The sequence below is a fragment of the Hydrogenophaga sp. genome (assembly GCF_011772445.1).
In the GTDB taxonomy this organism is placed as follows: Bacteria; Pseudomonadota; Gammaproteobacteria; order Burkholderiales; family Burkholderiaceae_C; genus Hydrogenophaga.
In genome coordinates this window covers 61,879-73,746 of record NZ_WVZN01000019.1, presented here as the reverse complement: position 1 = coordinate 73,746, position 11,868 = coordinate 61,879, and the positions used below count along the sequence as shown (strand labels likewise).

The 11,868-nt window shown below is 69.1% G+C and carries 9 protein-coding genes; 7 read left to right on the top strand and 2 right to left on the bottom strand.

Annotation, left to right across the window (positions count from 1 at the left end; translation table 11 throughout):
* The first annotated feature begins 64 nt into the window (after positions 1-64).
* From GTO19_RS08420 to GTO19_RS08405, 4 genes are all read left to right on the top strand, one after another.
* Positions 65-391 (top strand): hypothetical protein, encoded by a 327-nt coding sequence (locus GTO19_RS08420; RefSeq protein WP_291023249.1) that lies wholly within the window; start codon positions 65-67, stop codon positions 389-391.
* A gap of 186 nt (positions 392-577) precedes the next feature.
* Entirely contained in the window at positions 578-3,730 is a 3,153-nt protein-coding gene (locus GTO19_RS08415) for an ExeM/NucH family extracellular endonuclease (protein WP_291023246.1), read from the top strand.
* A gap of 26 nt (positions 3,731-3,756) precedes the next feature.
* Positions 3,757-6,072: a 5'-nucleotidase C-terminal domain-containing protein gene (locus tag GTO19_RS08410; RefSeq protein WP_291023222.1), complete on the top strand. Its 2,316-nt coding sequence runs from the start codon at positions 3,757-3,759 to the stop codon at positions 6,070-6,072.
* A 45-nt stretch (positions 6,073-6,117) separates the two neighbouring features.
* Positions 6,118-6,804: a PEP-CTERM sorting domain-containing protein gene (locus GTO19_RS08405; RefSeq protein ID WP_291023221.1), complete on the top strand. Its 687-nt coding sequence runs from the start codon at positions 6,118-6,120 to the stop codon at positions 6,802-6,804.
* A 22-nt stretch (positions 6,805-6,826) separates the two neighbouring features.
* Here the strand turns inward: GTO19_RS08405 and GTO19_RS08400 are convergent, their stop codons facing one another.
* The gene (locus GTO19_RS08400) at positions 6,827-7,474 is read right to left on the bottom strand and encodes a PEP-CTERM sorting domain-containing protein (protein WP_291023219.1); all 648 of its coding nucleotides are present in this window, start codon (positions 7,472-7,474) and stop codon (positions 6,827-6,829) included.
* A gap of 375 nt (positions 7,475-7,849) precedes the next feature.
* On the opposite strand from GTO19_RS08400, the gene GTO19_RS08395 reads away from it, so the two are divergent.
* The 3 genes from GTO19_RS08395 (at position 7,850) to GTO19_RS08385 (ending at position 10,443) form a co-directional block, all read left to right on the top strand.
* A complete protein-coding gene (locus GTO19_RS08395) occupies positions 7,850-8,542 on the top strand; it encodes a trypsin-like peptidase domain-containing protein (RefSeq protein ID WP_291025859.1) in 693 nt (230 codons plus the stop codon).
* 114 nt (positions 8,543-8,656) lie between these two features.
* Complete coding sequence (locus GTO19_RS08390; RefSeq protein ID WP_291023215.1) at positions 8,657-9,418, top strand: hypothetical protein; 762 nt, start codon at positions 8,657-8,659, stop codon at positions 9,416-9,418.
* Between the two features lie 74 nt (positions 9,419-9,492).
* A complete protein-coding gene (locus GTO19_RS08385) occupies positions 9,493-10,443 on the top strand; it encodes a hypothetical protein (RefSeq protein ID WP_291023213.1) in 951 nt (316 codons plus the stop codon).
* Between the two features lie 22 nt (positions 10,444-10,465).
* Here GTO19_RS08385 and GTO19_RS08380 read toward each other — a convergent pair whose 3' ends face one another.
* Positions 10,466-11,821, bottom strand: coding sequence for a hypothetical protein (locus GTO19_RS08380; protein ID WP_291023211.1), 1,356 nt, complete (start codon positions 11,819-11,821; stop codon positions 10,466-10,468).
* Between the last annotated feature and the right edge of the window lie 47 nt (positions 11,822-11,868).

The following is an 11,868-nucleotide window of genomic DNA, read 5'->3' as shown; positions in this document are numbered from 1 at the left end:
TGACATTTCCGCGAAATACAGCACGCTTACGGTGGCGGCTTCCAACAGGAGGAGCCGCACCGCCATGTCGGACCGCGCCACGCCGATACCCGTCAGCGCCCAGGACAACCTGGTGCGCGCGCTGAACCACCTGCGCTGCCGCTACGGCTCGTCGCAGATCACGCTGGAAGGTTTCCTCCAGCACGCCGAGGTGGCGCTCTTCCTCGAGCAGCACAGCATCCGCCTCGACACTCTGTCGCACGCGCTGGCGCAACTGCAGCGCATCGAACACATCCAGTCGGCGGCCAGCCTGCAGGCGCGCGGCCTGTCCGACCACGAACGCCAGCGCATCGACAGCACGCTCGACTCCATGTTCGGGGCGCTGGGCGCGGGCGATGGCCACATGGGCTGACCCCCCGGACGAGCGCGCTGGTCCCTTCAGGTTCCCTGCCGTCACGTTGCCGTGATCGCAATGGTCTTTTCGGACCAGTGCGCGCAACAAGGTGTGAAGAATTGCCGTGATCCTCGGCCACCATGATTCACGGCGGCTCTGAGGAGGCGCCTGTCCCGGGCGCCCGGAGACCTCCACCGGAATCCCATGAACCTCCTGCGTCCGCCCGCCGCTTACGCGCGCCTGCCCCAATCCCTCATCGCGCGCGCCTGCCTGGCGCTGTGCGCGAGCGCTGCCATTCCCGCCTTCGCCACCGAGCTGCCCCAGCCCTTGCCGTTCGCGCAGGACTGGAGCAACGCGGCCCTGCTGAGCGCCAACAACAACTGGTCTGGCGTGCCGGGCATCGTGGGCTACGTGGTCTCCGGCCCCACCACCGGCGGCGTGGACCCGCAGACCGTGCTGGCCCCCGCCACCACGCCCAACGTCACCGTCAACCAGACCAACCCGGTGAGCTACCAGACCGGCGGCGTGGCCGAGTTCGCGCTCACCAACCCGGTGGTGGCCCTGGCCGGCTCCAACGCGCAGCACGCGCCCAACATCGTGCTGCACCTGGACACGCGCGGCTGGCAGAGCGTGCGTGTGAGCTACCTGCTGCGCGACCTGGACAGCTCCGCCGACAACGCCGTGCAGGCCGTGGCCCTGCAGTACCGCATCGGCACTTCCGGCAACTTCATCAACCTGCCCGCCGGTTACGTGGCCGATGCCACCACCGCCGGCTCCGCCACGCAGACCACGCCGGTGGACGTGGTGCTGCCCGCCGCCGCGAACGACCAGGCCCACGTGCAGGTGCGCATCCTCACCACCAACGCCTCGGGCAACGACGAGTGGGTCGGCGTCGATGACATCGCCGTCGCCGGCACGCCCATCGGCGGCGGCGTGAACGCGCCCATCGCCACCAACTGCCCGGCCAACGTGGCCTTCGACACCGGCGTCGGCGGCAGCTTCAACGTGTCCGCCAGCGACAGCGACAGCGTGGTCAACGGCGCCACGCTCGGCGCGGTGCCGGCCGGCATCACGCTCTCGTCCTTCACGCCCGCCACCCTCGACGGCGGCAGCGCCAGCGGCACCATCGGCGTGGCCGCCTCGGTGCCCGCGGGCACCTACCCGGTGCAGGTCAACTTCGGCAACAACGAACTGCAGACCGCGAACTGCACGGTCAGCGTGACCGTCAGCGGCCTGATCACCATCCCGCAGATCCAGGGCAGCGGCGCCACCAGCCCGCGCGACGGCCAGCAGGTCACCACGCGCGGCGTGGTCACGCGCATCAACAGCAACGGCTACTTCCTGCAGGACCCGGTGGGCGATGGCGACCCCACCACCTCCGACGGCATCTTCGTCTTCACCAGCAGCACGCCGGGCGGCGTGGTGGCCGTGGGCAACGAGCTGCGCGTCACCGGCACCGTGGACGAGTTCGCCGTGGGCTCGGGCGCTCAGGCGCTGGCCCGCCCCGTCACCGAAATCGTCAACAGCAGCGCCTCGCTCATCAGCACCGGCAACAGCATCGCGCCGCTGGTGATCACGCTGCCCGAAATCGAAGAAGGTGAACTCGAGCGCTACGAAGGCATGCTGGTGCACATCGCCTCGCCGCTCACGGCCTCGCAGAACTACTTCCAGGGCCGCTACGGCCAGGTCACGCTGTCCGCCGACGGCCGCCTGGAGAAGCCCACCAACCGCCACCCCGCGAACTCGGCCGAGGCCCTGGCCATGGCCGACGACAACGCGCGCCGCCGCATCCTGCTGGACGACGGCAGCTCGATCCAGAACCCCGACCCCACGCCCTACATCGGCGCCAACAACACCCTGCGCGCGGGCGACACACTGCCCAACGGCGTCACCGGCGTCATCGACTACGGCCTGGCGACCAACAACAGCGACGGCCTCAGCGACTACCGCATCCACCCGACCGAGGCGGTGAACTTCGTGCGCAGCAACCCGCGCCCGGCCACGCCGCCGGCCGTGGGCGGCAACGTGCGCGTGGCCAGCTTCAACGTGCTGAACTACTTCAGCACCATCGACCAGTCGGGCGCCTCCTGCTTCCCCAGCGGCACCCGCAGCGACTGCCGCGGCGCCGACAGCGCCGCCGAACTGACCCGCCAGCGCGACAAGATCATTCCCGCCATCAACGGCCTGGGCGCCGACGTGGTCGGCCTGATCGAGATCGAGAACAACGGCAACGGCGCCACGCAGGACCTGGTGAACCGACTCAACGCCGCCGCCGGCGCAGGCACCTGGGCCGCCGCGGCCCTGCCGCCCACGGGCTCGGGCAGCGACGCCATCCGCCAGGCCATCATCTACAAGCCGGCGCGCGTGGCGCTGGTGGGGGGCTCCGTCGCCGACAGCAACCCCGTGCACAACCGCCCGCCCATCGCGCAGGGCTTCGCTCTGCCCAATGGCGAGCGCTTCGCGGTGGTCGTGAACCACTTCAAGTCGAAGAACTGCGACCCGGCGCCCAGCGGCGGCAACGTCGATTCGGGCGACGGCCAGGGCTGCTACAACGCCTCGCGCGTGCAGCAGGCGCAAGCGCTGATGCAGTTCATCGGCCAGCTGCAGGCCACCACCGGCGACGTGGCCGTGGTGGGCGACCTCAACGCCTACGGCAAGGAAGACCCCATCCTCGCGCTGACCAACGCGGGCCTGGTCGACCAGATCGCGCGCTTCAATCCGTTCGGCTACTCCTACGTCTTCGACGGCGAGTCGGGCTACCTGGACCACGCGCTCACCACCGCCTCGCTCAGCGCCAAGGTGACGGGCGCCGCGCTGTGGACCATCAACGCCGACGAGCCGTCCATCATTGACTACAACCTGGAGTTCAAGCAGCCCGCCTGCGCGAACTGCGGCCCCGACTACTACAGCCCCACGGTCTACCGCTCCTCGGACCACGACCCGGTGGTGCTGGGCCTGTCGCTGGTGAAAGCGATCAATGGCGGTGGCAACCGCGACACCCTGGTCGGCACCGCGGGCGACGACCGCCTCACCGGCGGCGCGGGCGCCGACACGCTCACCGGCGGTGGCGGCTCGGACGTGTTCGTCTACACCAGCCTGCGCGATGGCATCGACACCATCACCGACTTCGCGCCGGGCACCGACCGCCTCGACCTGTCGGCCCTGCTGGCCTCCATCAACGCCGACGCCGGCACCGCCATCGCCCAGGGCATGGTGCGCCTGGTGGATACGCCCGCCGGCCTGAGCGTACAGATCGACAGCGACGGCAGCATGGGCGCGGGCGTGGCCCGTCCGCTGGTGGTGCTGCAAGGCGTCACCGCCGCGCAGTTCCAGCCCGCCCGCGACGCAGGCCTTTGAACACCATCCATCCAACGGAGCATTCCATGAAGACGTTCAACCACCGCCTGGGCGCGCTTGCCGCCTCGCTCATGCTGGCCGGCAGCCTGAGCGCCGTGCAGGCCGAAACCCTGACCATCCTGCACCTGGGCGACCAGGAGTCCTGGCTCATCTCCGCGCAGGGCAACCTGCGCGACGACGCCGCCCAGGCCATCTCCTTCTATGGCGGCGTGGACCGCCTGGCCACGGTCGTGGCCAACCGCAAGGCGGCCGCCCCGGGAACCGTGCTCACCCTCAACGCCGGAGACTCCTTCCTGCCCGGTCCGCGCCTGACGGCGAGCTTCGCCAACCTGGGCACCGCGCACCCCGACGGTGGCCAGGACTTCTACGACGCCATCGCCAACCGCCTGATCGGCGTGGACGCCACCACCTTCGGCAACCACGAGTTCGACCTCGACAACACCGGTCCCGTGGCCGCGCGCTTCGCCGAGGTGTCGGGCACCACCTACCTCTCCGTCAACCTGGACTTCTCCACCACGCCCCAGCTCGCCAGCCTGCAAGCGCAGGGCAAGGTCGCGGCGTCCAAGGTCTTCACCACCGCGGGTGGCAAAAAGGTCGGCGTGATCGGCGTCACCACGCCGCTGCTGCCCAGCATCTCCTCGCCGCCGGCCGGCCTCATGAAGAACTGGAGCGCCGCCAACAGCGAGCTGCAGAACCTGCAGGCCCTGCTGCCCCTGGTGCAGGCCGAGATCGACGACCTGCGCAACAACCAGGGCGTGGGCGTGGTGGTGGTGATGAGCCACCTGCAGAACGCGCAGAACGAGCGCACCGTGATGATCCCCGGCCTGCGCGGTGTGGACCTCGTCATCTCCGGCGGTGGCCACGAGCTCATGACCGACCCGGACGATCCGCTCATCAACGGTGGCGTTGCCGCCACCTTCACCTCGCACCCGATCGAAGTCGCCGACGCCGATGGCCAGACCGTGCGCCTGGTCACCGGCCACTTCGGCAACCGCTACCTGGGCGAGGTGCAACTCGACGTCAACGACAGCACCGGCCGCGTGAACGGCCTCATCGGCTCGAAGATGATCCGCGTCAGCGGCGCCGCCGCCGACGCCGACCGCGTCACGGGCGACGCCACCATCAACGCGCAGGTGGTCACGCCCGTGCGCAACTACATCGCCGCGCTGAACGCACAGGTGCTCGGCACCACCGGCGTGCAGCTCAACGGCCCCACGCACGCCGCCTGCCCGGCCGCGCCCTGCCAGTACGTCGAAGGCGTGCGCAACGCCGACATCAACCTCGGCAACCTGGTGGCCGACGCGATGCGCTTCGAAGGCAAGGCCGAGGTCGCCATCCAGAACGGCGGCGGCATCCGCACCAACATCACCGGCCCGGGCAACATCACCACCGGCGACACCTTCAACGTGCTGCCCTTCACCAACCTGGTCAAGCGCGCACCGGTGATGAACGCCACCCAGCTCAAGGACCTGATGGAGCACTCGGTGGCGGCCTCCACGCCCACCGGCTCGCCGCAGGGCCGCTTCGCGCAGATCTCGGGCATGCAGGTGACCTACGACACCACGCAAGCCGCGCGCACCACCCTGGGCACCGGCCAGCGCATCCGCCGCATCGTGCTGGACGACGGCACCGTGCTGGTGGACAACGGCGCCGTGGTGTCGCCGCGCACCTTCTCCTTCGCCACCATCGACTTCACCGCCAATGGCGGCGATGGCTACCCCTTTGCGGCCAACAACGTGGTGTTCGAGAACGCGGTGAGCACGGTGACCTACCAGGAAGCCTTCGCCAACTTCATCAAGGCACCCAAGGCCCAGGGCGGCCTGCAGCGCGACAACGCCGCCGATGGCGATGAAGTGACCGCCAACATGTACGGCCCCGAGAACGCCTTCGACCGCCACGGCCGCCTGATCGACCTGGCCGTGGCCCAGGCCACGCCGGGCGTCTCACGCAACGGCACGGCCGCGCGCGACACCCTGGTGGGCACGGCCGGCGACGACGTGATCACCGGTGGCGCCGGCGCCGACATGATCACCGGCGGCGCCGGTGGCGACACGTTCCGCTACACCAGCACCCGCGACGCGGGCGACACCATCACCGACTTCACGCCCTACGAAGACAAGCTGGACCTGAGCGCACTGCTGACCAGCCTGGGCGTGACGGGCAGCAACGGCGTCGCCAGCGGCCACGTGCTGTTCGCCGACGTGATCGGCGGCGTGCAGGTGCTCATCGACAACGACGGCAGCGCCGGCCCCGCCGTGGCGCGGCCCCTGGTCACGCTCAAGGGCCTGACCGCCGCGCAAATGGCCCCCGGCCGCGACCTCGTCGCGCCGCCCGCACCCTGATTCCCTTCCTTCGTTTCCCTCTCTCATCCGCTTGAAAGGCCTTCCATGAAAACCCTTCGCCACCTGATCGCCGCCGCCGCCCTGTGCGTGGCCGGTACCGCGCCCGCCTTCGCCCTCGTCACCAACGGCTCCTTCACCGACGGCCTCACCGGCTGGCAGACCATGGGCGACGTGTCCGTGCAAGGCGTGGCCAAGCGCGCCACGCTGACCACCGCCTACATGGACGGCGGCATCGAGGAGTTCTTCAACCACTCCGGCGTGTCCGCCGTGGACGTGAACGACCTGGCGCCGTTTGCCGGCGTGAACGTGGCCGACCTGGACGTGGGTGGCTGGTCCGCCGAAGGCTCGGCGATGAAGCAAGTCCTGAACGTGGGCGCGGGCGACATGCTGTCGCTGGACTTCTGGTTCGGCCTCACCAGCCAAGACACCGGCGTGACCGGTTTCGAGGACCTTGCCTTTGTCGCCATCGATGGCCAGATCGTGCAGACCTTCACCCTTGGCATGCTGCCCAGCGTCGGCCAGTTCACGTACCAGTTCCTCACGGGCGGCCCGGTCACGCTGGCCTTCGGCATCGTGGACATCAACGACTACGCCGGTGTGAGCGAGTTCCGCCTCGACAACATCAGCGTGAGCGCCGTGCCCGAGCCCGAGACCATCGCCATGCTGCTGGCCGGCCTGGGCGTGATCGGCGCGACGGTGCGCCGCCGCCGCGCCACGAACGCGTCCGCCTGAGCGGGCGCGTCCTTCCAGCCGATCAGACCGCCAGAGCCCGATCCGCGCGATGTTGACCGCGACGACGACGCAGCCAGCCGCCCAGGCCCACCAGGCCGGCGGCCCACATCAGCACGGTTTCGGGCTCGGGCACCGGCGTGATCGCCACGTGGATCACCATGTCGTCGAAATCGACGTCGCCCAGGTAGGCGTCGTTGAAGACCAGCAGGGCGCTGCGCTGGTCGGCGGCGAGCAGCAGGCCCACGCGCAGGCTGCCGCTGGCGAACAGCGTGCCCCAGCCGTTGGACAGGAAGCCGAAGTCCACCGAGCCGCCGCTGGCCTGCGCGTAGGTGAACGACTCGCCCAGCGCCAGGCCACCGTCGCCCAGGCCGTCGATGCGCTGGCCGCCCGCGAGGAAGGCGTTGTTGTAGGTCGACTCGCCGCCGACGAAGCTGAAGCTGAGCGAGGCCGGGCCGCTGAGCAGCAGCGAGGCCCCGCGCCACATGCTGTCCAGGTCGAACTGGCCCAGGTCGAACGAGGCGTCGCTCCACCAGCTGGGGTTGAAGTCGGCGTTCAGCGCGGTGGACATGCCGCCGCTGGCGCTCAGCGTCTGCGCGCCGGCACCGGCCATGGAAACCGCCAGACCCAGCGAGAGGGCGGCGGCGCGTGCGATCGATCGAAGGCGTTGCATATCGGTTTCCTTTCTTTCGGTGCGTACCGAGGGGGGAGTCATCACTTGGCCATCAAGGAGCGCTATACCCGAGCCATGCCCTGTCGTTGAGTTCAGGCGCCTGTTGTCGGACACGGGTGGCGAACCATGTGCCGGGATTGTCCCGGCCGTGATTCGTTTCTGTGTGTCCGTGAACGCCATTGCAAGGGATTGAGCATGGTCCGATCGGATGATGTCGGCGGCGAAAGTGTGGCCGTCTGTTACGGCGCGGTGCGCCGCCGCCAGTGCTTGCGAGGCCTCGCGGGCCTGGCCGCGGCGGCTTGGGCGCCTTGGGGCTTCGCGCTGGAAGGGGGTGCCGGTCCATCGGACCCGGTACCTGACACACCGGCCGCGGCCGTGGGCAGCCTCTCGGCGGGCAACCGGCTCGTCTCGGCGGTGGTCATCCAGCGGCAGTGGGTGATCACGGCCGCGCACGTGGTGAACGGCGCGGTGCCCACGCCGCACGAGGTGGTGTTCCGCACGCCGCTCGGTGGTGGCTTCTCCAGCCGCGCCAGCGCCGTGCGCGTGCACCCCGAGTTCATCTCGCACAAGATCGACCTGGCGCTGGTGAAGCTGGAGACACCGGTGCCGCGCGAGATGGGCGTCGCGCGCGTGTACATCGGCCCGCTGGTGGGGCACACGATCCGGCTCGTCAGCCACGGCGGCAGCACCACACTCATCAGCACCGGCGAGAACCGCGTGGACGCGGTCACGCCCGACCCGCAGGGCCGGCCCTGGCAGTACCTGTTCGACCACGACGGCCCGGACCTGTCGAGCAACGTGCTGGGCCCCGCGCTGCCGGTGAACGGCACGCTCGGCGCCGCGCGCGAGGCCACGCTGGTCTCGGGCGACTCGGGCAGCGCGGCCTTCGTGGTCATCGACGGGCAATGGGGCCTGGCGGGCATCAACACCTTCCAGGCGACGCTGAACGGGCCGAACGGCAGCGGGCGCGTGGCGGGGGGCATGGTGCTGGTGGCGCATGCGCAGTGGATCGCGGACACCTTGCGGGCCTCGGCCGAGGCGAAGGCAGCGCACAAGCCAAAGCCCTGACCGTGGCGTGTTCAGCCGAGCGAACGCAGCCAGGTGGTCGAGTGGCGCGGGATGCAGGGAACGCCCGTCGGAGGGCTTTCACCCAGCGTGGCTTACGCCCCAAGACCGCCCAACATGAAAACCCCACTGCAATACGCGCGGCGCCTTCAACAGAAGCGGGAGGTGTTCAATCCCGACGGCGCGACCATGAACATCGTGCAGCTGAACCGGTACGTGAACGGCGTGCCGGGCAAGACCAAGCCTGTGCCCGACGGCAGGTACCTGTGCGTGTCGACGTCCTTTGGCCACCTGTCCATTTCCACCAGCAAGTCCCCGGAGGCAGTCGGGGGGTGTTCGCTGCGCGATCGGCCCAACGCCCAGGCGTTCCTCAAGGCAACGCTGGAAAGGGACTTCATGAACGACCAGCGCGGTCAACGCCCGAGGGAGACGGCGCAATCCTTGATCACGTGGATGTTCATGGACGGCGGAATCCAGGTGACTGCCCCATTCAGGCAGCGGCTGCAGGCCCTGGCCGAGGCCTATGAGGAATGGAGCGACGAAAGGTCCGGGAGCGCATCGTCGTGCAGCGATGAGGACGCCGTGGGGACGTCCTCGTCGGACGCGTCGTGGGCGATGTCCGTCCCCGAGCTGGATGACGAAGACCAGCCGGAGCGGCCTTGGGCGGTCTCCGAGGCCGCGCTGTTGCAATGGGTTGGCCAACTGGAGCCCCCGACCGCGGGCGAGGGCTGGAATTTGTTTGAGCTCATCACGTACGAGAGCAAGGCCCGTCAGGAGAACCGGGTTCGCGGGGGCCTACCGACGTCAACCGGCCTACTGCCTTCGCGGTCGGGTATCCGCTCTCGGTCATCTGGTCCCGGACCCGATGGGGCCGGGTGATGCACTCAGGGCGGTGCTCGAGGTGATGCCGATCACCCGATGTCCCTGTTCAACTGCCCTTGGGCCAACACGCCATGTTCAATCCCGTTCGCGCCTACCGGAAATACGTTCAACGCCTCGAGCTCAAGCGGAAGGTTTTCGACTCCGAAAAGAACACGCTGAATCTCCAGGCGCTGAACCTTTTCGTGAATGGCGAGCCCGAGAAGCCGAGGACCGCTCCCACGTACCTGCGGGCGAAAACGAGGGATCTTCTGAGGAACACCATCGTGCAGGGCATCACTGACGACAGATATGGAGAAGGACTGCGGGGCGTAGCCATCCAGTTGGTCAATTGGTGCTCGTCCCCGCGGGCTGCCGACAACCCGAACGTTCGCCACTGGCTGAAGCAGTTGGCCGAGGCCACGCCGGTGGAGCGTCCTGCGGTTGAGTCGGTCGAGGTTGAGTCGGTCAAGATACCTACTTGGACGGTTACCCAGCTCATCAAAGACTTCGGCGACGGTGCGGGCTCACATGTCTCGTCCGAGGACGTTGCGCAGTTCCGTGTCTCGCCCAAGGACGTTGCGCCATCGCATGGCACGTCTGAGGAGGATTTCGACTGGAGCGCAGCATTCGACGAGGCAACCAATGTGATCGAGGTCGAATCCGGGACAAAGTACTTGGGTGGGAGCACCGGGAAGGGTGCCTCGATCGACAGCAGCCTCTCTGCCGAGGACGGCAGCGCACTCACGATGTCCGTCAATGGCTTGGACTCAGAGGATCAGCCCGAGCTGCACACGGCGGGCTCGGATGAGGCGCTGAGGCAATGGGTCGACACGCTTGACGTGTCGAAGGACGAGAACGACCCTCACGACTTGTTCAGCCAGGTCGACGCGAAGATCGCTGGCCGCAGCCCGCAACTGGCCGCGCGAGAGGCCGCCGCCCGAAGGCGGCCTGCCGCCTCGCTTCGGCCTTCGCAAGCACCAACTCGGGCGAACCAGGGCGTTGTGCGCGAGGTCAACGGACAAATCGTGCCCGCCAAGCAGTAGGCGCCGACGTCCGCCTGGCGCTTCACCCCGCCGGGCAAGCCGCCATGCCGTAGCCGGTGCTCGATCGAAACAGGCGGCCGGCCGTTCTTTCCAGCCAGGGCGGCAGCGCGTTCACCGCGTGGTGCTGGCAGCCGGTGGCGTGGGTATGGTTCGCCAACGCCGTGGCGGTGACCAGATCGACGCCGCCATGCGCGGGGCAGGTGCGCAACAAGGGCCGGTGACTCGGTTCGAATGCGTCGGCGGGCAGCAGCAGGGTGAACCACGGTGGCACACCACACACCCGTTGAGTCTGCGCCTGCTCAGCTTGCAGACTGGCCAGTGCTTCGCCAGGTGATGCGTGCTGGCGCCAGGCGCCCAGGCCGTCGCGCGCGACAGACTGCGCCAGGCCCAGGGCGCCGAGTACCGCGGTGAGTGCCAGCACCGTCAGCGCGTGCCGATGGGCGCTGTTGCGCGCTGGCGCGCCTTCGCTGCGCAACAGCCCCATCAGCAACACCACGAACAGCGGCACCAGGTTGTAGAACGCCGGCGGCACGCGCAGGCCGAAGTACACGATCAGAGGGAGCAGCAGGAGCAACGCAGGCCGACGCCACGCGGCCAGCGCGAACGCGGCGAGCATGGCCACGCCCAGCGCGGGAAAGAAGTCACTGCGCAGGTAGTAGATGAACAGGCTGCCGTCGTCGCGCGCCGCGAAGCTCTGGCCTTGCAGCGACAGGCCCCGCAGCAGGTCCGCCAGGGGGAAGGGGTAGAGCGCCGCGATGGCACCGTGCAGCGCCAGGGCCATGCCCAGGCCAGGGATCGCGCCGCGCCACAGCGTTCGCCAGCCCGCGCGGTCCAGCGTCAGCGCCGCGTGTGCGGCGGCGATGAGGAACACCGTGGGCTGCACCCAGGCCAACAGACTCAGCAGCCAGGCCCAGGACCACAGCCGCTCGCGTGCGCGCAGGGCCTCGGCCGCCACCACCAGCGCGATGGCCAGCACCTCGGGGCGGAACATCAGCTTGGCCTGCAGGGCGAACACCACGAGAGCGAAGGCGGCGCACACCAGTCGGCCATGCGTGCGCGCGAGTGCCCACCAGGCCAGCGCCGCCGTGCCGGTCATCACCAGCGACCAGGCCACGAAGCTGCCTTCGATGGAGCAGGTGGGATTGAGCAGCGACAGCAGCCAGGGCCAGCCGATGCCGTGCCAGATGTAGCGGTAGGCGCCGGTCGGGTCGAGCGGGAAGATCGGCGTCTCGAAACGGCCCGTGCCGCAGTGGTACTGCGCCACCGAGGCGAACAGCACGCCGTCGCCCACGGGTGCGGGCAACTGCAGGGCCAGGTACAGCAGCAGCCGCGCCGCCATCAGCGTGGCCGCGAGGGCGAGCGCTAACGCCAGGGTCACGCGAAAGCCTGAGGCCCGTGCGCCATGCCACGGCCCGCCATGCGAGG